We start from the raw sequence: 24628 nt of genomic DNA, 5'->3' as shown, positions 1-24628 counted from the left end.
GTCTTATTGTCTGGACAAAAAAAGAATAAAAACAGCAAACCAGGTCACCGCCAAAAAGGCGCCGAGCAGCAAAACACTGGCAAAGGTCCCCCTAAGGGGAGGATCCTGCGTTTTTGCTTCTTTTTCTTCTACAGTTTTTAATTCTTTTTCTATTTCAGTTTTTAATTCTTTTTCTACCTGCGTGTTCTTAGGATCGAGCTGCGTATTCATTGAAGTCCCCCCTTTAGTAAAATATCTTTGGGATACGCCTGAGGACCCTTCGGTGTTTTGCCTTTTGTAAACCACTTGCCTACATAAGGGAGGATGTAATGATCCAGGCCAATTTTGCCTGCGTTGGCTCCAGCGGCAAGAATGAAGAAGCTAAGCAGCAGCAGCCATGGATTCGTTGAAACCGTACCGGCAAACATATAAACGAAATTCATCACAACCCCGAAGAACACAGCTGCCGTTGTAAAAGCACCAAGTATTAGGCCGATACCAACCAGCAGCTCCCCCCAAGGAACAAGGAAATTGAACAACTTGATGTTTGGCAGCGCGAAATGACTCAGGAAAGCTGTAAAATTAGGATAAATGCTCTCCTGGGTTGCACTGTCCAGAACAGGCTTGGCGATAGCCCCCTTAATATATCCGCTCGCATCGAAAGCTTTGTCTCCAGTAATTTTGTGCCACCCTGCTACCATCCATTCCCAGCCCAGATACAAACGAACTACCATTAATAAGACAGCCGCATATTTATTTCCCCTTAACCAGCCTATGATCATAGAAGCCAACTCCTCTGTTCTATTTGTTGTTTTCATCATACCTGCTGCTGCAATGGATTGTTATCGGGAGAAACACTGAACCTGCGGGGGAAATTCCCTGATCTTCTGATGAGGATGAATTCAGATTCTGAACATGCTGCTCACGCGCTGAGTAACCTTAAACCATTGAAACCATTTAAACCATTTAAACCATTTAAACAATCGAGGCTCCAGTCCAACCCGATAGGAACGGGCAAAAAAACTGCGATTATACATCTTTTTTGGAGCCCATGTAGACAAATAAAAGAAATTGCTGCGAAAGTACAAGAATTTTCCGTTTCCTAGCCCGTTTCGGGAGTCGAAGTCCTAATTTCCTGCACAATTGCAGGAATTCTTGGCTTTAACCCGATTTTGAGCGAAAATTCCTGCACTTTTGCATTTTTTCAGGTTTAGAAGCATTCCAGACCCTGAAAACAGGTTCAGGGAATCCCCCGAGTTACAGAAAGCACAGGAAGAGCTACAATAATAGTAATAGCTACCTGGAGCGTCAGAGAAAGGAATGGTTTACTATGACAAGCGTGAAAGCAGAAATAGAACAAGAACTGGATCATTTGCGTGCTTTGACATCGAGTGATTTCTCGGCCATTGCCTGGAGAGACGATCATGATAACCGTATCCGCTGGAAGTATGTCTCAGGTAATCAAAATGAACGCTACCACAGCATTGCTTTGAAGCCAGGCCGCGGCTTGGCCGGATTAGTCATACGGCTGGGGCGAACCATCGTTGTCGATGAAGCCTCTGTTCATCTGGATCGGCTGCGGCAGGAATATTCGATTATGCTTGTGGAGCAGCTGCAAATGGCTGTGGCTTTTCCAATGATGATCAACAATGAGACTAGCGGCGTACTCCTTATCGGCAACCGGTCGAAGGGCCTCTATCCGCAGCAGGATGCTGCTCTGATCGAGAAATCCATCAACCTGCTGAATCCGCTGATCCATTTAGTTAAATTTTCTGATGTGCTAAAATAGATGTATGAACAATCCGGGAGGAACCGAACCCTATGATCACCATTCTGATTGTCGACGACCATGCCCTAGTCCGGTCAGGACTACTAACTTTGCTCAGCGATAAAGAACATATGGAAGTAGTAGGAGAAGCTGCTGAGGGAGACGAGGCCATCGCCAAGGCTATGGCGTTAAAACCAGATGTTGTGCTAATGGACCTCAGCATGCCCCACGGCAAAGATGGGCTTACAGCGACATCCGAATTGAAAAAGCTTCTGCCGGACACTTCCATTCTAATCCTGACTATGCATGACGACGACGAATACTTATTCCGCGCTATCCACTCAGGCGCATCGGGCTATGTGCTGAAGAATGCCCCGCATGAGGAGCTCATCACCGCGATCCAGACCATCGCAGATGGCAATGCCTATTTGTATCCAACTGCCACCAAGCGACTGATGAATGAATACTTGGAGAAGCTGAAGCATGGGGAAAATGCAAGCACGTATGACTCTTTATCCGATCGTGAAAAGGAAGTTCTCGCCTGGATCGCCAAAGGATATGGCAACAAAGAAATTGCCGAGCTGCTGGTCATCAGCGTTAAAACCGTCGAGACACACAAAAGCAATCTAATGGAAAAATTGGGCTTGAAAACGAGACCCGAGCTGGTGAAATTCGCTTTAAAGAAAGGACTGCTTCATTTTGAATAACGATCCCTTGAAGAAGGTTCCCGAACTCATTGGTCAAAATGTAGTGTCACTGCTTGCCGAGATCGAACGAAATGTCGAAGATAAGCAGCTACGCAGTGATTTGTCCTCCTCGCTCAAGCAGCTGGCCGATCTTAAATTCGCCCTCGATGAATCCTCCATTGTTGCCATGACCGATCGAAGAGGAAAGATTCAATATGTAAATGATAAATTTTGCGATATTTCCAAGTATTCCAGAGATGAGCTGCTTGGCCAGGATCACCGCATTATCAATTCCGGCTATCATGGCAAACCCTTTATGCAGGAATTATGGAAGACGATTTCCAGTGGTCAAATCTGGCGCGGCGATATAAGGAACCGGGCAAAGGACGGCACTTATTATTGGGTTAATACGACCATTGTCCCTTTCGTAGATCATGATGGAGCACCTTATCAATATTTAGCGATCCGCAACGAAGTGACAGAGTTAAAAAGAGTGCAGGAAGAGCTGCAGCTGATGATGAATCAGGTCATGCGGATTCAAGAAGAGGAGCGGAAGAAATTTTCCCGCGAGCTGCATGATGGAATCGGGCAGAGCATGTTCTCCTTGCTGATACAGCTTGATCAGATTATTGCGAAGCAAGGAAATCATGTGAAGCAAGACAACCAGGCGAAACAAGACATTCAAGCAAAGCAAGGAAATCATCTGAAGCGAGAAAATCCTGAAAATCAAAGCATTCAAGTGCAGCAAGACTCTCCTGGAAAAATGGAGCTAGAAAAGCTGCGCCGTGGAGTCGCCAGCATCATGGAGGAAGTTCGGGGTCTTGCTTGGGAGATGCGGCCTTCCGTGCTTGACGACCTAGGTGTAGTTCCGGCAATTCGCACCTATATTGAGAATTATTCCCAGCATTTTGGCATTCACGTGAGCTTTGAATCCAATTTACGAAGAAGACCCGATGTGCAAACGGAGACTACCATTTACCGGATTATCCAAGAAGCGCTTATCAATATTAGTAAATATGCGGATGTATCTGCCGCGGGTGTAAGCATGAATGAGGCAGAGGATCAGATAGAGGTTCGAATATCCGATCAGGGCAGAGGGTTTCTCCGCAGCCAGGAGCGCAAAGGCGTCGGCTTGTTCAGCATGGAAGAGCGGGCCAGAGGCATCGGCGGCCAGCTTTACATTCAATCGGAGCCCGGACATGGCACCACAGTCATCCTGAGTATTCCACAAAAGTAAAAAAAAGCATGCTTTCGCCCGACTAACCTAAATTTTTTTGATTATTTTGCAATTAATACTCGCAAAATGTGGATGCGCCGTATATCATTAATTATCGGCCTATATACGGATAGGCAAGTTAATTAAAAGGAAGTGTGTTTTCTCATGTCAACAAAGCTCAAAGCAGGCATAGTGGGTGGCACAGGAATGGTAGGCCAGCGATTTATTGCCTTGCTGGACAATCATCCATGGTTTGAAGTAACCGCCATTGCCGCTAGCGCCCATTCTGCTGGAAAAACGTATGAAGAATCGGTACAGGGCAGATGGAAGCTGTCTACGCCTATGCCTGAAAATGTGAAGCATATCAGAGTTCAGGATGCCTCCAAAGTGAATGAAGTAGCTGAGGGAGTGGATTTGATTTTTTGCGCAGTAGATATGAAGAAAGATGAGATCAAGGCGCTTGAAGAAGCTTATGCCCGCACCGGCACACCGGTGATTTCCAATAACTCGGCTCATCGCTGGACACCGGACGTGCCGATGGTAATTCCAGAGATTAATCCCGAACATCTTGAGGTCATCGCACAGCAAAGAAAACGACTGGGTACTTCAACCGGCTTCATTGCAGTTAAACCAAACTGCTCCATTCAGAGCTATATACCTGCACTTCATGCGCTTCAAGCTTTCAAGCCCTCCAAAGTAGTGGTAACCACGTATCAGGCGATTTCCGGTGCCGGCAAGACCTTTACCGATTGGCCTGAAATGATTGACAACGTGATTCCTTTTATCGGCGGTGAGGAAGAGAAGAGTGAGCAGGAGCCGCTGCGTATTTGGGGAAGCGTTACAGATGCAGGGATTGTAAAGAGCGAGCTGCCGATCATCACAACACAATGTATTCGTGTACCTGTTGCTGACGGACATCTGGCGGCAGTTTTCGCCTCTTTCGAGCAGAAGCCTTCCAAAGAAGAAATTCTGAACCTCTGGAAAAACTTCAAGGGGCGCCCACAAGAGCTGGGCTTACCTAGCGCGCCGAAACAGTTCATCACTTATTTTGAAGAAGAGAACCGTCCTCAGACTAAGCTCGATCGTGATATAGAGAACGGCATGGGGGTTTCAGCGGGCCGCCTGCGTGAAGATACCCTGTACGATTACAAGTTCGTAAGCCTGTCCCATAACACCCTTCGCGGTGCGGCAGGCGGCGCAGTATTAATCGCTGAACTGTTAAAAGCGGAAGGTTATATCCAGCCTAAATAGACAGCAGTACAAACAACCCCCTAAAGATCTATTGATCTTCGGCGGGTTGTTTTCATTTTTTTCCAAATCAAGCCTCGCATGCGAAAATATTGCACTTTTAACGGCTTTTAACGATGAAAATGGATCTATGTCAATAGAGTGGACGGTCTGAAAAAAGCTTGTTTTTATAAAGCGTTGCTATAGTACATGGCTTCGAAGCGATCAGGTGACATGTAATTCAGATAGCTATGTGTCCGTTTTCGATTATAGAAAAATTCAATATATCTAAAAATCCGTTCCCGAGCTTCTTTTTTGGTTTTAAATCTGTAACGGTAGATAAGTTCTTTTTTAATCAAGCTATGAAAAGATTCGATGCAAGCATTATCGTAGCAGTTGCCTTTTCGGCTCATACTTGCAATCATATTGTATTCAAGGAGCTTGTCACGGTAGTCTGAAGACGTATACTGGGAACCACGATCAGAGTGATGGATAAGTCCTACGGAGGGAGCCTTAGTCTTATTGGCATGTGCCAGGGCTTCTAAGACAAGTTCATTGGTCATGCGATCCATGAGCTGCCAGCCTACGATTTTACGCGTGAAAAGGTCCATAACGCACGCTAAATACAATTTCCCTTCTCGGCAGGGAACATAAGTAATGTCAGTTACCCAGACTTGATTAGGCGCTGTTGTTGAGCTGAAGTCCTGATCCAGTAGGTTCGGTGCAATAGGGTTATCATGGTTGGAATCTGTCGTTTGTACCTTAAACTTCTTCACCGTACACGAACGTAGTCCATGTTCTCTCATAATCTGTCCAACAGTGCGCTCTGATACTTTCCAGCCTTCTTTCCACAATTCATTTGTAATCTTTGGGCTCCCGTAGATCTCGTCTGTGTCGACAAAGTGCCAGTGAACCCGCTCTACCAGCTTCTCTTTATGCAACTTCCGTTCACTTTTGGGTGCAGTACGCCACTTGAAATAGCCGCTCTTAGAAACTTCCATCACTTTGCACATCTTCGCTAACCGAAACTCAGAGCGATGATCTTCGATGAACTGGAACCTCAGTTCCTTTCTTTGCTGAAGATGTGCATGGCCTTTTTTAAGATGGCGATCTCTTCCTTGAGGTCAGCAATTTCCTGATCCTTTTCTTTGTTTAATTGATCTTGAGATCGAAGATGTCCGCTTCCTACAAAGGGTTCATCTGGGAATTTTCGGTATTTCCCCATCCACTGCCGCAACGTTCCTATTGGTATATTCATTTCTTCTGCAATCTCAGGCAATGATTTCACCTGTTCTTGAATATATTTCACTGCATTTTCTTTAAACTCTTGGCTATAACTCTTTCTTTGTTCCTTCATCCGTGGTCACCTCTTATTTTGGTTATGCCTATTTTCCCACACTCCTTTCAAGTGGTCCACTCTATATACTAAATAAAAAATCATCGTTAAAAGTGCCAATCTCTCGGAGTTTCTCCACTTAACGATGAAAAACATCGCTAAAGTGCCCGATCAAACCTGGCATGCGGAAAAATTACGCTTTTAATGATGAAAATCATCGTTAAAGTACCTGCTCTCTCGGAATTTCATCACTTAACGATGAAAATCATCGTTAAATCATTAAAACGCCAAAACGCTGCCAGCCGCAAAGGCCCCAGCCCAGCAGCAGCTAATCTCACGCTCCCATGCTTCCACTTTTGTATTAGTGGCCACATATCGACCAAATGAAACTAAAAAGCTCCCCGCAGTAAACCACGGGGAGCTAAACTATACAAGATTATCCGCGGCCGACGATCGGCGGGATAAAGACGGCCTCTTTCTTGCTGTCAGGGCGCAGAAAGTCAAAGTCACAGCCCTGATCCGCCTGCAGAATGTGATCGGCGGTCAGCCTCATGTAGCCGCGGGCGCCATGTGTGCCAGCGCGCAGCGGTTCTTTGCGGCGTTCCTCCAGAATCGATTCTTCCACATGCAGCGTCAGCATACCTTTTTCTACATCGACTTCGATCATGTCTCCGTTTCTTACAAGTCCAATCGGACCTCCTGCCGCAGCTTCGGGAGATGTGTGCAAAATCACGGTGCCATAGCTTGTACCGCTCATTCGCGCATCACTGATCCGCACCATGTCGCGGACGCCTTGCTGCATCAGCCGTTTCGGGATCGGGATTTCTCCCCACTCCGGCATGCCGATTGCCTTGGGACCGCAGTAACGAAGCAGCAGCACCGAATTCTCCTCCACAGGGAAGTCCAGATCATCGAGCTGGTCCAGCATAGCCTCATAATCCTCAAATACAATTGCTGGTCCACAGTGCTTGTGAAGCTCTGCTTTTGAAGCGGATACCTTAAGGATAGCACCATTCGGAGCCAAATTGCCTTTCAAAACAGCGATGCCGGATTTCTCGGCAATAGGCTGCTCAAGCTCAGAGATTACATCCGTTTTGTAGATCGGCACGCCATCTCCGTACACTTCCGTTAATGTGCGGCCAAGCGCCGTCAAACAATTGCCATCGAGCAGCGGTAAAATTTGACCAATAACCGCCTGAATGCCCCCAGCTTCAAAGAAATCGTCCATACTTCCTACACCAGACGGCTGCAAATTAACAAGCAAAGGAACATCCTTGGAAAGCTCTGCGAATCTGTCCAGCTCAATCTGCAGACCCAGCCTTCCCGCTATTGCGGTCAGATGAATAACTGCATTCGTTGAACCACCTAACGCAGCGAGCAGACGAATCGCATTGTCAAAGGCTTCCTGTGTTAAAAGCTTGGAAATCGTCAGGTTGCTGTTCACCATCTCCACGATTCTCTTGCCAGTTGCTTCAGCAGCTTCTTGGCGCCACGAGTGGCCCGCAGGAATGGAGGAAGTTCCGGGCAGCATAACGCCCAGCATTTCCGATACACTCTTCATGGTGGAAGCCGTGCCCATTACCGGACAGCCTCCTCTGGAGCAGGTCATGCATTTCTCAAGCTCGCTCCAGTCTTCCTCACTGATTTTGCCAGCTGTTCTTTCCTCTGAATACTTCCATAAATCAGTTCCGTAGTTGACTTTCTTTCCTTTAAAGGTCGTAGAAGCACGGTGTCCGGCTGCAAGTTGCAGCGTTGGAAGATCGCAGCTTGCAGCTCCCATCAGCTGTGCAGGGACCGTTTTGTCACATTCACCCAGCAGCACTACGCCATCTATAGGCAAAGCGCGAATCTGCTCTTCAATGTCCATCGCCATCAGGTTCCGGTAGGGCAGATCTGAAGGCTTCATGAAATCGGACGGTGTCGTGATGGTGTGCAGCTCCATCGGATAACCACCGGCCATGTAGACGCCCCGCTTTACATATTCCACCAGCTCCTTGTGGGGAAAGTTGCAGCTGTTGAAATCGTTCCAGGAATTAAATATACCGATGATCGGCTTACCGGCGAATGATTCGGGAACATGACCGCCTGCCCGCATAGCGGCGCGATGCTGCAGCCGAGTTTCGTCCGATTTATGTGCAAACCACTGATCGCTTCGTAGTGCCATCGTTATGCAGCCCACTTCCTCATTAATGTACGTTCTTTGATTATTTTTGCAAAAGTTCCTTAAGAACTGCTTCCGTAATCGTTAAAGTTGTATCGATATCCTCATCTGTATGGCTGTAGCTGACATGATTACGCTTGATGTTCATTGGCATTTTGAAGATGCCCTTCTCGATCAATTTGCGGCGGTAGGCCACGTACAGCTCTGCATTGTTTTGCTTCAGATCTGTATAGTTTTTCGGCATAAAATTCATGAAATAAGTAGTCCATACAGAACCAAAACCAGCCACAACTGCCTCTACGCCCAGACGGTCGTGAATATCGCGAAGGCCACTGCGCATTTTTTCGCCAAGACGGAAAATATGCTCATGTACAGGCTCGTTCTCCATCATTTCAAGTGTAGCAATCGAAGCTGCGGTGCCAACGGCATGACCATTGTAGGTACCTGCAAACCAAACGTCTCCACCCTTCTCTGTGTTGAAACGCTTCATATATTCTCTCTTACCAGCTACTGCAGCTATTGGGAAACCATTTGCCATCGCTTTACCCATTGTAGTCAGATCCGGTGTCACACCCGCAACCTTTTGGAAACCGCCAATATGATGTCTAAAGCCAGTAATAACTTCGTCAAAAATCAATAAAGCGCCATACTGGGTGCAAAGGTCACGCAAGCCTTGAAGAAATCCTGGCTCTGGTAAAATACAGCCAATATTGTGCGGAATCGGCTCTACGATAAGCGCGGCTACCTGCTCCTTGTTCTCACGCAGCGTTCTCTCTACATCTTCAAGATCGTTGAACGTACATACTAATGTATTATCGATCGCCTCTTCCATCATACCAGCAGATCCAGGATCGCGCTTGCCAATCATATCCCAATCACTTAACATGTTGCGGGCTACATAGTCATGCCATCCGTGGTAGCAGCCTTGGAACTTGATCAGCTTGTTGCGTCCTGTCACTGCACGTGAAAGACGAATCGCATGGTAGGTCGCTTCCGATCCTGAATTACAGAATAACACTTGCTCCGAAGAAGGAACATGGGTACAAATTTTACGGGCAAGTTCTACTTCCAGATCCGTACAGCCCACGCCATACAAATCAGTACGTCCAATCGCTTCGATCACCTTGTTATTTACATAAGGATAGTTGTGGCCGAGAATGAAAGGCCCGAAAGCTGCCTGATAGTCAATATATTTCTTGCCGTCCGCATCATAAACATAGGCGCCTTCTCCTTTAGTAAATACCAGAAATGGATCTACGTTACGAATGGAAGTATGCACGCCACCTGGTGTATATTTTTTAGATTCTTCGTGAATTTGCAAGCTTTTAGACATGTTATGCCTCCTGTAGGATGTAGTTTTTTAATAAAGCTGATTCATAAACAGTTTGACTTTGGAAACCGGGCTTGTGTCCTAGAGAGTTCAATATGCCGAACTGCAAAATTCAATATATTGAACGATAATCAAAAATTAATTTATACTATAATTATATGAATCACAACGTAATCCGTCAACAATAAAAAAGATTAAAAAAGAAATTGACAGCAGAAGGAATTAAATTGTAAATTAAGATCATTACGAAATCATTCCATATATTGAATATCAATTAACAAAACTAAAATTGGGAGTGAAACCATGACTACAAATCAAAACAACACTCAAAATCCTATCCGTTTAGCCGTTGTCGGAGGAAGACGCGGAGGAGCATTCAAGCAAGCGCTTTCTGCTCTGCAGGAGACGGTAATTTTAACCTCTGTTTGCGACCTAAGTGAAACTGTGCTCACAGAATGGAAGGAAAACTATCCCGGTGTTAACACGTACACGGATTACGATAAGCTGCTGGAAGACCCGAATCTCGACGCTGTCCTACTGGCAACTCCATTAGTTATTCATGCCAAGCAAGCTGTTAAAGCACTCCGTGCTGGCAAGCATGTACTGAGTGAGGTTATTGCCTGCCATACTCTTGAAGATGCTTGGGAGCTGGTGGAAGCTGTTGAACAAACAGGTTTAACTTATATGATGGCAGAAAATTACTGTTATATGCGTCCTAATAAAATGGTTGAGAACATGGTTCATCAAGGGGTTTTTGGTAAAGTATCCTTTGTAGAAGGCGCTTATTTGCATGATTGCCGCTCATTGACCAATTACCCGGATGGATCGTTAACATGGCGCGGAGAGCTGAATCGGGATCATAATGCCATGAACTATCCCACTCATTCTCTCGGACCCTTGGCACAATGGCTCGGGATCAACCGCACGGATGAATTGGATTATATGAGCACATACTCTACCCGCGGAGGCTCAATGGCTAAATACTTCCATGAGCAGTATGGCGACAGTCACCCCGGTTCCAAGCCTGCCTATTGGCAGCAAGGAGATGCAACGGTGAGCACGATCCGCACCAAGAGCGGCATCGTCATCTCCCTTCGTCTCGACTGGGCATCCAGCCGTCCCCACAATATGGTGCATTACGGGCTTCAAGGCACCGAGGGCGCCTACCTGGCACCGCGTCACGACAAGGAAGATCCGCTCGTCTGGATTGAAGGGCGCTCACCTGGCTACTCCGTAGGTCTTCCAGGTCAAGAGCATGCGGAATGGGAATCTCTATGGAACTATGCAGATGAATTCGAGCATCCGCTGTGGAAGCGTTCGATGAAAGAGGCTGAGCAGGCTGGCCATGGCGGCGGAGATTTCTTCGTCATTGATGAGTTTGTCTCCTCTATTCGCGAAAACCGTCTGCCAGCCGTCGATGTATATGACGCAGTAACCTGGAGCTCGGTATTCCCGTTATCCGCTCAATCTATTGCGAACAACGGTCAAACAGTCGCTTTTCCGGATTTCATGAAAAACCGTAAAGCAAAGAAATAGGTTGAAAAGACGTCTTGCGGCTTCCTTTGATGAGCATGTTCATGACGTGGGTGCTTGGGTGAGGGAATGAGTGTGGGCTCCAGCCGCTATTAAAGATGTGTTCCCTTGATTTTGGATCAGGGGGTAGGAACACATCTTTAATGCGGACGCTGGCTCTCTTTCACCCACACCCATTTCCTCTTCCAGCTGTAGATTTGGGTATACTTTTGGACGTAAGGTTACGGACATGAGTTCCGCTATTTTACCATTTATCTCTTTTTTGCGAGCGTTACGGACATAGGTTCCGCTATTTGCCCTAAATTCATGCTATTGGCGCTGTTTCAGGATCAATAACGGCTTTCATGTCCGTAAGGCCGCAAAAAAACCTTGATTTGCTAAAATAACGGATCTGAGGTCCGCAAGAGTCGCAAAAGTCCGCTATGGTTAGTACCGTTTAATTAAGGGCTTGCGGCAAGTCAATACAGCAAATCTCCGCCGTTGATAGGTGGTCAGTCCATCTTGATGGAGCCGGGCTTTTACTTCAAAGTTAATTCAGCTACTTGGCGGGATCCTTTGAGGTGGTTCATAAAATAAAAAACCATGTAATGGAGGCGTAAAGCGATGAGATTAAGTGGCAAAAGAGTACTTATTACAGGCGGTGCCCGAGGAATCGGGCAGGGTATTGCCAGCCGTTTTATACAGGAAGGCGCAAGCGTGTTTCTAATAGATATGCGCGAAGAGCAGCTTGCTGAGTCAGTCGAACTATTGAAGCAGCAGGCACAGCAGATCCAACAGGCACAAGCTGTCCTCGGAACGTCCGTACCTGCCCAGGTTGAATCCGCCGTTTGCGATTTATCCGTTCCTGAACAGATTGAAGCAGCCGCGGCGCAAGCATGGAGCCGGCTTGGTGGTCTGGACATTCTTATTAACAACGCAGGCATTGCCGTTCGTGAAACGTTCACAGACATTCCTTACCAGCGGTGGTTGAACATTATTAATGTTAATCTTAATGCGACTTTTCTGCTCAGCCAATGGGTTAGCAAGCAAATGATCGCAAATGAGATTCAAGGTTCCATTGTCAATATGGCCTCCAAAAACGGGCTGTCTGGCAGCTCAATGCTCGCTCATTACAATGCCTCCAAAGGCGGTGTTGTTCTGTTGACCCAGTCGATGGCGGTCGATTTGGCCAAGCACGGCATTCGTGTGAACGCTGTAGCTCCAGGCTTCATCGATACCCCACTGGACAGGGAGCTGAAAAAAGAAGAAAACACGCTGCAATTATCCCATAGAACTCCGATGGGCCGGTTAGGTACAATTGAAGAGACAGCAAATGCTTTTCTATTTCTTGCTTCCGATGAAGCCTCCTATATTACCGGCACCACATTAGTCGTAGATGGCGGCCACTTGGCAAATGCCGGTGAAGTGTAATATAACTGTAGTATGAAATGAAATTGGAGGTTTCGAAATGGCACAAGGAACAAAGGATTATACGGTGCCCGCATTGGAGAAAGCGATCCTGATTCTCAATGCGCTTTCCGACGAGGAATTATCGATCGGGGATTTGCACACGCAACTCAAGCTGCCAAAAACGACCACATTCGTCATACTCAATACCCTGGAACAGTATGAAATTATCCGCAAGACACCCAGCGGCAAATATCAGCTCGGGTCGGGTGTGCTTCGTTGGGGCAACCGGTACTTGAGCTCTATGGATATGGTGCAGACAGCCCGCCCCCATTTGCAAAATTTTGTAGAGGGAACTCCCTACACGGCTCATTTGGCAGTATTAATCGGTGATAAACCAGTATATTGCGATAAAGTTGAAGGCAGCGGCTTCGTAAGGTTCGCCACATCGATTGGACAAGGGCAGCCTTTGTACCGTTCAAGCGTAGGCAAAGCTCTGGCTCTTGGCATGACCCCTGAGGAAATCAAAAGGGCGCTGCCCAAAGAGATGAACGATACGCCATCCAAGGGAGCCCGCTCCCTCGAAAAATTTCTGGAGGATATCGAGTTCGTGCGTGAGCACGGCTTCTCCATTGAAGATGAGGAATTCGAGGAGGGCATCCGCTGCATCGGAGCGCCAATCCGCAATTCGTCTGGCAATGTCGTCGCTTCAATGAGCATTACGGCACTCAGCAAGGATTTGCCTGCAGTCAAATTCATGAAAATCGGCGAACAAATTAAAGAAACCGCTGCGCTGATCTCCCGTGATCTGGGCTATATGGATGATCGGCTCGAAACAGACCGCTCTTTACAGGCTGATGCTACATGATAGGCATATAATGCGATTATGTAAACCAGCATTTATCGGGCATTTATCGGGCTTTTATCCGGCATGTACACGAGTATGTGCACGGACTGGTAATCGTTTTTTATAAGGGAGGGGAATTTCTTGTTAAACATTGGAGTTGCCAAAAAGCAAATCAACCCCAAGCTTTCCGTACCTCACGCAGGATGGGGGGCACAAACGCATGTGTTTGCGACCGGTATCGAAGCTGATTTTTATACGACTGCTATGATCATTAACGCTGGTCCTGAAGATACGAATGGAATTGCAGATTCAGAAGCGGTGCTTATAGATGTAGATGCAGGGTTATTCGTCATTGAACAATCCAATCTCGTTCGTGAGGCAGTGGCTGCGGCGCTTGGTCTCTCCTTCGGGCAGATTCGTTTATCCGTAACGCATACGCATGCTGGTCCTTGCTTCTGGAGTGATTATTATGAGGAAGGAAAAGCAGCTAACAAGGAATATTTTCAATTCCTCTTGGAGCAGACGGTTAACGCCGCTTTAGAGGCTAAGCAAAATATGAAGAGTGTCACGATGGGAGCAGGTGTAGGAGCCTGTTCGATTGGCAAAAATCGCAGACAGCTCTTGGATAACGGTAAAACCATTACCGGATATAATGAGAACGGCATTGCTGATCCTGATGTTGGCGTCCTCCGATTTGAAGATGAGGCGGGCGAGGTAGTGGCCACCATAGTCCACTATTCATGCCATCCGACAACACTCGGCTACCCTTACAAGCTGCATAGTCCTGACTATCCAGGAATAATGAAAAAAGCAGTTGAGCAAGCTACCGGAGGCATCTGCCTCTTCCTGCAAGGAAGTGCTGGTAACATTGGACCTGGACCGGAGGGCTTCCTCGCGAATTTGACCGCTACTAGACGCATGGGAGCAGCTCTGGGTGCAGTGGCCATGAAGGTTTCTCTGGACATCGAAGCAGCCTCTTTCGAGCATCGCTTCGAAGGTGTCGTTGAATCCGGAGCCTCATTAGGCATTTGGCATACTTCCAAGAAACAGACCCAGTCCTCTTTTCATATGATAACTAAAAAAATCACACTTCCCCTGAAAAAAATGCTACCATTAGAAGAGGCACAGGCTACTTATCAAGCCTTGGAGCAGGAACTGGGCAGGTTGCAATCAAACCACGCTGACGAGGAAGAAATCCGCAAGATCGCATTCCAAATGAAGAGAGCTTTCCTCGCTTGGGATACTTCCAATAAATACAACGGAATGAGCCACAGTGATATTGAGGTGCAGTTGATGTCCATAGGCGATGCTGCATTGATTGGCGTTCCTTTGGAGCCTTTTGTGGAAATCGGATTAAGTCTGAAAGCAAAGTCGCCGTTCCGGGTTACCCTCTTCAGCGGTTATGCAAATGGGCATCTGGGCTATCTGCCAATCGCCGAAGCTTACCCCCAAGGTGGATACGAAGTAGAAACCTCGCCTTTCTTACAAGGTGCGGCTGAACTATTCATAGAAGAGGTGGCAGCAGCACTGGTTGAATTACACAATCTGTGAACAATCAGGGGGAATTCCCATGCTACAAACTGATTTCCGTATTCAAATGAAAGAGGAAGCGAACGAACTTGCAGAAAAACTGATCGCTTTCAGGCGGGATTTACACCGCTTTCCGGAATTAAGCCTGCAGGAAACCGTGACCGCTTCCAAAATTGCCGCCTGGCTTTCCGAGCTGGGCTTGGACGTTACTACCCGTGTCGGCGGTTATGGCATTGTTGCTGATTTGACCGGAGGCCTTCCAGGCCCAACGCTTGCCATGCGTGCCGACATTGATGCCCTTCCGATTTTGGAGGAAACTGGCCTGCCGTTCTCCTCGGAGAATCCGGGTGTGATGCATGCTTGCGGTCATGACGTACATACGAGTATTTTATTGGGCGCCGCTGAGCTGCTTGCGCGTCATCGCGAGCAATTGGCGGGCAAGGTTCGCTTTATTTTTCAACCGGCGGAGGAAGTGCTGGCCGGGGCGAGCATGATGATTGAGGATGGCGCACTGGACGGCGTAGATGAAATTTACGGGCTGCACAATTTCCCAACTCTGCCTGCCGGTAAGGTAGCGACCAAGCCAGGCCAGATTATGGCCGCGATCGACAGGATTGAAATTCGTGTAGAAGGACAAGGCGGCCACGGCTCCATGCCGGACCAGTGTATAGATCCTATCGTTGCTGCATCTGCGATCATTATGGGCTTGCAGACGGCGGTCAGCAGGGAGATCTCTCCGCTTGAACCTGCTGTTATCAGCATTGGCACTATCCAGGCGGGTACAGCCAATAACATCATTCCGCAATTTTTGGATATGACCGGAACTGTAAGATCCTTTTCCTCTAAAGTGAGAGATGGCATGCCGGACCGCATCAGCAGGCTCGCGGAACAAATAGCCGCGGCATATCGCTGCAAAGCTTCCGTCACTTACATTTCGCAAGTACCGTCAGTAGACAACGATCCGGCTTGTGAAGGCTATCTGCGTCAAGCGATCCAGCCGCTAATCGGTGATGATAATTTGATCGAAGCACTGCCATCCACCGGAGGCGAGGATTTCGCGCTCTTTTTGCAGAAGGTACCGGGAAGCTTCTTTTTCCTTGGCTCGGGACCTCAGGAAGGCGCCGAGAAAGCTGCAGGCCTGCATAGTCCTCATTTTATCGTGGACGAAGCCTGTATTCCTTTGGGTTCGGCTATTTTTGCAACTCTTGCTTTGGAGCGTCTTGGAAATAAGACTGTGTAGCGAGAAGACTGCCTTTAAGACCTTTAAGTAGCTTTAGCCCCCACTTCGTTTGAGGTGGGGGCCTTTTGACGCTTACATGATCTCATGGCTATGCGGGTGCCCTGCGACTGTTTGTCGCGTAACGGATCGAGAAACTTAGTTCTTTAGGCTTGCTCGTCGGCCGAGGGACCGTAGAAGCCCGGCACCGGAATATCGAGAAGCCGGAAGTATACCCCGAGCTGCGCCCGGTGGTGGACCATGTGGCTTAATCCGAAAGTGCGGAGCGCGATCGCCCGCGGCTCGCTGAGGATGATATGGCTGCCGTGGCGCAGTGTCCATTCCTCGCCGAGCGTTTGCTCGTCGCATTCGGCGAGCAGCTTTTCAAACTTGCCGACGTTCGCATCGAACTCCTCCAGAACGTCAGCGCGGTTTACCAAAGGCTCCCGCCGCTGCGGCACGGTCGAAAGATCGAACTCCGGGTACTGAAGAATCGCGATTTTCCAGTTCAGCAGGTTGACCAGGTGCGTGGCCAGCCCGCCAAGCGTCATCGATTTCTCGTGCGGCTTCCACGACATATGCTCTTCTGGCAAGCGTTCCAGAATGCGGCGCGTAGAGGCCATTTCTTTCATTGCGTCGCCTACGATCAGTTGTTTAACCATAAATCCCTCTCCTCTCTTATAGTTTTAGCATACTATAAATTACTGTCGAGTGGAAAGTTCTAGTCCCGGTCGTTTGACATTCAGTCGTTCGGAATGGTCCGCCGACTGTAAGGATGCAGAGCAAACGTACGACCTCCATTTCACCCGGGATCAGCCGCCCCCGTAAACATCCGCTGACTCCTGCGGCGGTGTGAGCAACAAATACCCCCACCTATTGGCGGGAGCAGGCTTGAAGTATACTGCTACACACCAACGCCTGAGTTAACGATGTTTTTCATCGCTATGGAGCCCAATTTACTGTAAACCTCTCACTTAATGATGAAAAACATCGTTAAAAGTTCAAAACCTAGCAAAAAAGCAAACAAATGGCTTCAATAACGATGAAAAACATCGCTAAAGAGCCAATTTGACGGCATGATCCTCCATTTAGTGATGAAAAACATCACTAAATGGAGGATCGTAACTTTGAGTTTCGTGCTTGTGGTGTTCGGTGTGGTTTTTGTGTAGTTGATGCGCGGTTTTCGTGTTCAGTTTAATGCTTTATAGCTCTGTAGTCTTATAAATTTATTGATTTAAAGCTTTAAATCGATATAGTAAAATCATCTAAAACACGCTCATCAAAATGACGCCCGAAAGGACTGTTGACAAATTACCTTATTGACGAAAATTGACGTTTGAGAACCCGCATAAACACTGGGTATCTAAAAGTCATTTTTCGTAGTATTGGCTTTTGTCAACAGTCCCCGAAGGCGCCATTTTAAGGTAGATGATTTTCTAAGCCAGCATAAGTGTAGAAGTTTTCTCTCAACATTTGGTTTTGTGAGGAGATACCTGCAATTTTACGATTTTACGATTTTACAACAAATTTGATACTTGGCCTGCACGGAACGTTTAAGCGGAAACATCGAACATCCATTACCCCGATTACCGCTATTCTACTATCCCTGTCCTCTCCACACTTTCGACAAACCAACGCTGGGCAAAGCCATATAGTAGCAGCGGAGGCAGAATGATAAGGAATGACGTGGCCATTTTCAGTGGTTCATCGAAGATGGACGGGCCGACTTCAGCTGCTTTCTGATTCAATTGCAAAGCGATTTGCGAGATGCCCATAGATAGTGGAACGTCCTGGGATCCGATTAAGTACATGCTGGGCAAATAATAATCATTCCATGTCCAAACGAACGAAAACAGGAAGACAACAAGTATGGCCGGTTTGGCAAGCGGCAGCATCACTTTGAAAAAAATACGGAATACGCTGGCCCCATCTATCTTCGCTGCTTCTTCCAGCTCTTTGGGCTGCGTAGAGAAAAATTGACGATAAATAATGACGAACAATGCTCCCTTAAGTCCATGTCCAAACAGGGCTGGCAGTATAATCGGAAGATAAGACGGAATCAGCTTCAACTGGCTGGCTACCAATAAATTGGGCAAAATGAGCACCTGCACCGGCACGATGAATGAGAGGAGCAGGCAGAACATCCAAAACCTTTTAAACGGAAACTCCAGCCTTGCAAAGGCGTAACCCGCCACCGCGCAAGAAATTGTCTGCAGCAGGGCAACACTCAATGACAAGCCAGTACTCAGCATGAGCGCCTTTGGATACTGGAGCATCTCCCAAGCTTCCTGAAGCACCCCTGTATAAATAACCCGCGGCACCCAATAAACCGCCGGATCGATAAGATCTGTGGCGTTTTTGACCATGCTCGCGATCATATAAAAGATTGGATTCAAATATATATAGGCGGTATCTATCAAAATCAGGTAGATGAATACCCGGAAAATGAGCCCTTTGTCAGCTTCTTTCCCCAAAATGAAGTAACGGGTGCTGCGCAGTCCTTTTCGCCAAGTCAAATCGTTATATCCCTTTTTTCCCCACCCATTCAAAGGTTCCATCTGCTTCCCTCCCTAGAGTTCTGCACGAGCAAAACTTTCTTCCTAAATTAGAATGGCTCAACCTAATCATCAGTGCTTGACAGTCAAGCTAACATTAGGGTGGCAGTTAAATACTACGAAAATGCCAGCTTTATACCGGCCCGGTACTCGTCATAGCTATATTCGGCGAGGATAACACTAGAGCTAGCGGTCACCGCAGTCCGTTAGAAGCGGACATGCAGCGAAATGAGATTATAACAGCCACTTTTGTCCCTTACAGGCTGAAAAGGGCGCGATTGTGGGGAAAACCACCTTCTAGTGGTCGCGGATGTCCCTTAGAATCGTGAATATGTAAAAATCAGCCTCTAAAGGTCAGCGGTGACCATTAGAGACAGCTCCTTTCCATTTCTGAGGATATCTACCGTCGTTGTGAACTACGGATTCTGCATGGGTCGTCTTTCCTCTTTTGTTGTTGGATAGGACATTCAACCATACAGGATTAGCAGATGTTTTCCATTTGTATCTTCTGTTTTCTTCGTCAAGCACTGATTTCTGTTTTGAGCCATTAGAATTAAGCCCGTGAAGTCCTTGTAATCCTGCTGAACAGCCAGAACACAGTGCCCAGGAATATGAAAATGATCCCAAAATAAATCCAGGCGATTGCGCTGGAAAGCCCGCTATTGCTCATGGTCATCTGCATCAGGATTGGATTCGTCGGAAACGTGAACAAATCGACTGTCGTGTAAATCAGGTTGAGCAGCACGAAGGGCATCATGCCGGGCAGCGTTATTTTCCAAAAGGTATCCCACGGGCTGGCGCCATCGATGCGCGCTGCTTCATACACTGAATTCGAAATCGTCTGCCGGCCGGCCAGGAAGATCAGAATTTGCACGCCAGAATACCACAATACGAGCACAAATGATTCCATGATGCTGATGATCGGCGACGCCCATACGGGATTCAAATTTTGCGTAATTACGTCCGAGATGTTGTATCTGGTCAAAAAACCGAGATCGCCTTTCCCCTGCGAAATAAATTCCTGCACCACTTGCCCGGTCGTGAAAATAACAGGTAGAAAGAAAATGGAGCGGAACAGCATCCGGCCTCTGAAATTCTGATTCAGCATGACAGCCACAAGAAGGGCGAAAACGACGATGACCGGCAGCATCAGCAAGGCTTGGCGCAAGAAAGGGAAGAGCAGATTGTAGAGCAAGTACCCGTTCTCGAACAAAATATACTTGTAGTGGTTTAGCCCCTGATACTCGACTTTGATACCTGTAGCTACGATTCGGACATTGTTAAAGCTCATATAGAACGAGTAACCAAGCGGGTATGCCATGAACGCAAGAAAGCCGATGATCCATGGGGCAATGAACAGGGAGCCTTCGATTTTACGGAGCATTCCAGCTTTCATTCTTCTTTTGCCGCTCATTTTGTGCCTCCTCCCCGGATGACTATATAGCTCTGCCCTTCTACGCGAATGCCACCGCTAGTATCGCTACTGTTTTCGCCACTGGTATCGCCACTGACATAAGGCTCCGGATTGTAATTGACAATAACACGCGTGCCATCCTCATAGGTCGTTTCTTTTACTTTGTCGGCGAGTGTCCGGTGAGCTGCAATAAACTGTCCCTGGACGCTGCCCAGCACTTCATTGAAAATCCGGTACTCCTCTACGGCTGCTTGCTCCCATACGGCATAATTGGAACTAAAGAGATGCAGCCCTTTTGTATATTTGCTTTTTTCCTCGTTTGAATAGGTGAAAATAAATGACGGGTTGACGCCATATTCCAGATCACGCAAAAAATCATTGCGATACTGCTGCCGCTCGTTGATATACTCCGATGTATACGAGATGAGTCCGTGCAGGGCAATTTGTGCAAAAGGAACGGAGCTGTCCGAGAATAGATCGTACGAGTAATCATTGGGCAGACGGCTGATGCTGTTCACATATGGCAAGGTATAGAAATTGGCAGCAGTACCTTGCACTTGGCCTACACCTTCCTTGAATTTGTCGAAAATATTTCCCTGCAACTGCAGGCTTTCGTGCCTTGACGCTGCGTATTTTGAATTGAAATCGCTATTGAGGTAGCGCCCGAGTCCGGTCAACCGCAAACCGTCAATGCCTAAGCTTTGATAAGCTTCCATATCCTTGTCAATCACTTTGTCCAGAAATTTTAAGCTCACCAAATCACGAATGGGCGATCCTCCCATGTCACGTAATCCATGGTTCCTCTTCCTGAACCCGTCCCTGCCTGAGTTATTACTCGAATAATCAGCATCCAGATAAACCGGAATGTCCAGCGAATGCGCGAATTCCACGAGCTGCTTCATCCCTTCGTTGCCACCAATCCGCGAATCGACCGGAAGCAGTCCTCCGGATGAGCTGTATCCGCCATTTTGCCAGCCTTTGTAATGGACTGTCATGTTTTTGATGCCGAGCTCGTGCAGCTCACTCACAATTTGCTTCGCTTGGGCTGTCGTTGTCTGCTTCAAATACTTGTCCTTCACAAATCCTGTTTCCGTATCGGCTCCAAGTAGCGTAATTTCCAGCGGAATGTTAGAGCTCTTCGGCTCAAGCTTCTTAAGTCCGTGTTTCTCCATCAAATACTGCCGGTAACGGGCTGCCATGCCCACATAATCGGCATCCGCTTTATCAAGCAGCATATAACGCACAACCCGGTCGCTGCCGAAACGCTCTTCCTTGTTGTATGTGATGAAGGAGCGGTTTTTCTTCGCATTCGTAACCTGCTTGAACGTCGACCGGTAATTCATTTGCGCCGTATTCCAGTTATACCGGCCAAATACACCGGCAGGCGAAGCCGTAATATCTGCATATTCCGCCCCATCCTCCACAACCGAAATGAAGCCCTGCGCTCCGGATTTAATCCCGAATACCGGCATCATAGCGGGGCTGCGCGTCCCGTCCAAATTACTCACTTTAAAAGACAGGTCTTGGCCGTAAACCGGCTCGCGGTAAAGCTTGTTCACGTTCATATGGTTATCCCGGAACTTCATCAGCGCACCGGAGCCATCAGGAATAAACATATATCCATCCGGGTCTGCTGATTGCTGGGCACCGAAAAACGGGTACAGCCGAATCCAAATTAAGCTCAGGCTGCCTTCACTTAAGCCTTCATCCAATATACGCGTAACGACAGAATCATCTTCCAGCTTCACCTCAACCGGTACGGCAATTTGCTTGGAGGGCATGTCGAACGTCAGTTTAAAACCGTCAGGCAGCATCTGCAAATCCTTGATCGTTCCGTTTTCGCTGATCATATTGGCATCCTTCGGCGAGCTTTTATGATCGGAAAAATCCATATATTGAAACATGACAGGAGAGCGCAGATGATAGCGCCACAGGCTGCCTTCTTTAATGAGATCCTCTTTTTCCCATTGCTCCGGGTTTGGATAAGAATGCCAGACGCTGCCACTTCGCTTGTCCTCCACCTTGAAATGGCCGGTCTTCGGGTCCATCAGCAGCCTCAGTTTGTCATTTTGTGCAGCCAGTTGAAAATCCGCAGGGTTCGGCAGCTCATCCAACCCCGGCTCAACTTGCGGCACCGTACTTGCCGGAAATTGCAGCGCTTCCCCTTTTCCCTCATCCAATGCAGTCAGGTCAAGATGAAAAGCAGCGAATACAATCAACGCCGCTGCGAGCAGCAAAAGCATCGTATTCTTTTTGCTGATAGGTAGTTTCCATATCATCGCAGCCGCACCTCCTGGAACACTTCATAAATGAAATCGAATAAATCGTTAGTCAGCCCGAGCATGATGATAGCAAGAATGACCAGAATGATAAAAGTAAACATGCTGAGCGCGATGTTCATCAGCGTCTCGCCAACCGAGTAATTATGAATCGCTTGAATACTCCAGAAAAACAACAATGCTGCCCATACCATCATTCCATGATCAAGAAATTGATAGATGGATAATTCCGAATAGGTCAAGATATTGGAAATGGCGGCTAGTGGAATCCCAACTAGGGCCAAAGGCATCAGCGCATAGGCGCTGCCTACGCATACATCCTTGAAACGCCCTTCCCCGCGGTAAATGGAGCTGACTAAATAATTTGAAACGACCCATCCGATCCAAATAAGCAGAAATTGCCCCAACAAACCCAGCAGATTGACTTTATGCATAGGAACCGGGTTGAAAGGAAAGCTGGTATACAGACGGCTGAAGGCATGCCCTAAATAAGCTAAAAGCAGAACGATAAAGCCGCTTATATACCCTCCTCTCGCTTCATGACGAATGGCGGTAAAGCCGTCGATCGGATGTTTTAAAATGTAAAATACATGCTTTAGCTGAACCACAGCAGGGTGAGCAGAGCGCTGGCGATTTCTTAGGCTTTGACGCCATGACCTATTTCTCGTCACTAAGTTAGACAGCCATAACAGCAGCGTTATTATAACGACAGCAGAAGCTAACATTGAAAAATGGCGCTGAAACCATTGCAGCCGAATTTGCCAAAATGCATCCGAGTAGCCCTGCCGCTTACCGCTCTGCTGGAAATAATCGAGCGCCTGCTCATAGTCTCCCCGCTTGTAGGCTGCTTTGGCTAAGCCACCCATCGCCGGACTGAAGGCTGCATGAAGCCGGAGCACCTCTTTCCAGGGTCCCTCACTTTCCTCATAAAACCCTTGCAGCGTTAACCGGTTCGCTTCATTCACCTTTTTCCCAAACTCTGTGAGCCGGAATATTTGTACAACACCCTCTTGCTCGTCTAGAATAAACAAATCATTATTGGAATTTGCATCGATCGCTACCGGGTTCTTGATCAGACCAAGCTGCGTCGTATCGCTGGACGTCGGACCTGCCCAGAAAAAAAGCAGATTACCAGCCGAATCGAACTGGCTGATGTATTTGAAGGTTGCATCAATCATAGTTATATTGCCGTTCTCATCAATGCACAGATCCGTCAGCTGTGGCACAGCTCCGGGCATATTTTTGAGGTCTGACGGCCGTGTAACTCCGTAATTGTCGGGAGTTACAGTACTTCCCGGATCCTGATGCAGGATATTTTTGCCGCGAGTGTTCAATTTCTTGATTTGCCCCATTGTGACATTGAAACCTGATGTCGTTGTGTAAACAAAGCCGTCATTGTCAACTGCGATGCTGCTGATCGAGCCAGGCAGCTTGCTCGTTTCATTGGCGTACATCTGCTTCGTATACAGCATGCGCTTCAAAGCGTCCAAAGCCGAGAACGGAGTTGCATTAGCACCGTAAAAGCTTTGAAACTCCCCTTCTGTATCCAGCTGAAGCAGCCCTTGGTAGCTGCCAAGCGTCGCAATGTAAAGAAATCCGCGCTTGTCGACAATAAGCTTGACCGGGTCGTATTTATAAGCTTCCGGAATATACTTTGAAACCGGGCGGCCGAATTCCTTGAGCAGCTTGCCTTCCTTATCGAGGCGTACAACCCGTTTATTCCCGGTATCAGCAATATAGATGTCGAAGCTATCGCTGACAAAAATGCCCTCCGGCTTATTTAACGGACTTTCCGGTAAAGTAATATAACGGAGCCACTTCCCTGTCTCGCTGAATTCGATAACCCGGCTGTTCCCCGTATCAGCAACATAAATATGATTGCGGCTGTCGATAAACACATCCTTCGGATTGCGCATGGGTGACGGGACGTTGACATCCGGCTGGTCCTTATCCGGAACAACCAGGTCCAGACCTATCATTCCCGAAGGATAATAAGCTGGCTGTGTACGCAGCAAATATCCTTCGCTGTCCTTCGTATTCGTTTCATATACAACCTCGGCCGCTGCAGCCATTGGCATGACGACGGCTGCAAGGATCAAAGAGACCAGTAGATACCATCTGCCTGTTAGCCTTTTCATAGTAAATCCCCCAATACTTCCCCCTAG

General features: G+C 47.6%; 18 protein-coding genes and 1 pseudogene. 9 read left to right on the top strand and 10 right to left on the bottom strand.

Annotation, left to right across the window (positions count from 1 at the left end):
• Window positions 1–3 precede the first annotated feature (3 nt).
• Both J2Z66_RS11500 and J2Z66_RS11495 read right to left on the bottom strand, forming a co-directional pair.
• Complete coding sequence (locus J2Z66_RS11500) at window positions 4–210, bottom strand: cytochrome c oxidase subunit 2A (protein WP_376774387.1); 207 nt, start codon at window positions 208–210, stop codon at window positions 4–6.
• Window positions 207–761: a DoxX family protein gene (locus J2Z66_RS11495; protein WP_209971543.1), complete on the bottom strand. Its 555-nt coding sequence runs from the start codon at window positions 759–761 to the stop codon at window positions 207–209. Before J2Z66_RS11495 ends, J2Z66_RS11500 begins: the two co-directional genes overlap by 4 nt.
• A gap of 548 nt (window positions 762–1309) precedes the next feature.
• Here J2Z66_RS11495 and J2Z66_RS11490 point away from each other — a divergent pair.
• From J2Z66_RS11490 to asd, 4 genes are all read left to right on the top strand, one after another.
• Window positions 1310–1768, top strand: coding sequence for a GAF domain-containing protein (locus J2Z66_RS11490; protein WP_209971542.1), 459 nt, complete (start codon window positions 1310–1312; stop codon window positions 1766–1768).
• A gap of 32 nt (window positions 1769–1800) precedes the next feature.
• The gene (locus J2Z66_RS11485) at window positions 1801–2454 is read left to right on the top strand and encodes a response regulator transcription factor (protein WP_245375464.1); all 654 of its coding nucleotides are present in this window, start codon (window positions 1801–1803) and stop codon (window positions 2452–2454) included.
• Between the two features lie 49 nt (window positions 2455–2503).
• The gene (locus J2Z66_RS42570) at window positions 2504–3670 is read left to right on the top strand and encodes a PAS domain-containing sensor histidine kinase (protein ID WP_281068824.1); all 1167 of its coding nucleotides are present in this window, start codon (window positions 2504–2506) and stop codon (window positions 3668–3670) included.
• 144 nt (window positions 3671–3814) lie between these two features.
• Window positions 3815–4900: an aspartate-semialdehyde dehydrogenase gene (gene asd / locus J2Z66_RS11475; protein WP_209971541.1), complete on the top strand. Its 1086-nt coding sequence runs from the start codon at window positions 3815–3817 to the stop codon at window positions 4898–4900.
• 164 nt (window positions 4901–5064) lie between these two features.
• On the opposite strand, the pseudogene J2Z66_RS11470 reads toward asd, so the two are convergent.
• The 3 genes and pseudogenes from J2Z66_RS11470 to J2Z66_RS11455 form a co-directional block, all read right to left on the bottom strand.
• Window positions 5065–6233 (bottom strand): annotated as a pseudogene (locus tag J2Z66_RS11470) (IS3 family transposase).
• A gap of 415 nt (window positions 6234–6648) precedes the next feature.
• Entirely contained in the window at window positions 6649–8376 is a 1728-nt protein-coding gene (locus tag J2Z66_RS11460) for a dihydroxy-acid dehydratase (protein WP_209971539.1), read from the bottom strand.
• A 40-nt stretch (window positions 8377–8416) separates the two neighbouring features.
• Window positions 8417–9706, bottom strand: coding sequence for an aspartate aminotransferase family protein (locus J2Z66_RS11455; RefSeq protein WP_209971538.1), 1290 nt, complete (start codon window positions 9704–9706; stop codon window positions 8417–8419).
• A gap of 300 nt (window positions 9707–10006) precedes the next feature.
• Here J2Z66_RS11455 and J2Z66_RS11450 point away from each other — a divergent pair, with 300 nt between their 5' ends.
• The 5 genes from J2Z66_RS11450 to J2Z66_RS11430 all read left to right on the top strand — a co-directional run bounded on the left by J2Z66_RS11450 (window position 10007) and on the right by J2Z66_RS11430 (window position 16239).
• A complete protein-coding gene (locus tag J2Z66_RS11450) occupies window positions 10007–11239 on the top strand; it encodes a Gfo/Idh/MocA family oxidoreductase (RefSeq protein ID WP_209971537.1) in 1233 nt (410 codons plus the stop codon).
• A 600-nt stretch (window positions 11240–11839) separates the two neighbouring features.
• Window positions 11840–12646 (top strand): SDR family NAD(P)-dependent oxidoreductase, encoded by an 807-nt coding sequence (locus J2Z66_RS11445; RefSeq protein WP_209971536.1) that lies wholly within the window; start codon window positions 11840–11842, stop codon window positions 12644–12646.
• Between the two features lie 37 nt (window positions 12647–12683).
• Window positions 12684–13490 (top strand): IclR family transcriptional regulator, encoded by an 807-nt coding sequence (locus J2Z66_RS11440; RefSeq protein WP_209971535.1) that lies wholly within the window; start codon window positions 12684–12686, stop codon window positions 13488–13490.
• Window positions 13491–13610: 120 nt separating this feature from the next.
• Complete coding sequence (locus tag J2Z66_RS11435) at window positions 13611–15020, top strand: neutral/alkaline non-lysosomal ceramidase N-terminal domain-containing protein (RefSeq protein WP_209971534.1); 1410 nt, start codon at window positions 13611–13613, stop codon at window positions 15018–15020.
• Window positions 15021–15039: 19 nt separating this feature from the next.
• Entirely contained in the window at window positions 15040–16239 is a 1200-nt protein-coding gene (locus J2Z66_RS11430; RefSeq protein ID WP_209971533.1) for a M20 metallopeptidase family protein, read from the top strand.
• Between the two features lie 143 nt (window positions 16240–16382).
• On the opposite strand, the gene J2Z66_RS11425 is transcribed toward J2Z66_RS11430, so the two are convergent.
• The 5 genes from J2Z66_RS11425 to J2Z66_RS11405 form a co-directional block, all read right to left on the bottom strand.
• Entirely contained in the window at window positions 16383–16877 is a 495-nt protein-coding gene (locus tag J2Z66_RS11425; protein WP_209971532.1) for a DinB family protein, read from the bottom strand.
• 930 nt (window positions 16878–17807) lie between these two features.
• Window positions 17808–18773, bottom strand: coding sequence for a carbohydrate ABC transporter permease (locus J2Z66_RS11420; RefSeq protein ID WP_209971531.1), 966 nt, complete (start codon window positions 18771–18773; stop codon window positions 17808–17810).
• A gap of 550 nt (window positions 18774–19323) precedes the next feature.
• Window positions 19324–20184 carry a carbohydrate ABC transporter permease gene (locus tag J2Z66_RS11415; RefSeq protein WP_209971530.1) on the bottom strand — a complete coding sequence of 287 codons (861 nt, stop codon included), beginning with the start codon at window positions 20182–20184 and terminating at the stop codon, window positions 19324–19326.
• The gene (locus J2Z66_RS11410) at window positions 20181–22463 is read right to left on the bottom strand and encodes a DUF5696 domain-containing protein (protein WP_209971529.1); all 2283 of its coding nucleotides are present in this window, start codon (window positions 22461–22463) and stop codon (window positions 20181–20183) included. Before J2Z66_RS11410 ends, J2Z66_RS11415 begins: the two co-directional genes overlap by 4 nt.
• Window positions 22460–24601 (bottom strand): YIP1 family protein, encoded by a 2142-nt coding sequence (locus J2Z66_RS11405; RefSeq protein WP_209971528.1) that lies wholly within the window; start codon window positions 24599–24601, stop codon window positions 22460–22462. The genes J2Z66_RS11410 and J2Z66_RS11405 overlap by 4 nt, the downstream gene beginning before the upstream one ends.
• Window positions 24602–24628 lie beyond the last annotated feature (27 nt).

The sequence above is a fragment of the Paenibacillus eucommiae genome, assembly GCF_017874215.1.
GTDB lineage: Bacteria > Bacillota > Bacilli > Paenibacillales > NBRC-103111 > Paenibacillus_AI > Paenibacillus_AI eucommiae.
The sequence above is the reverse complement of the archived record's forward strand: the minus strand, read 5'-3'. Positions and strand labels throughout refer to the sequence as shown.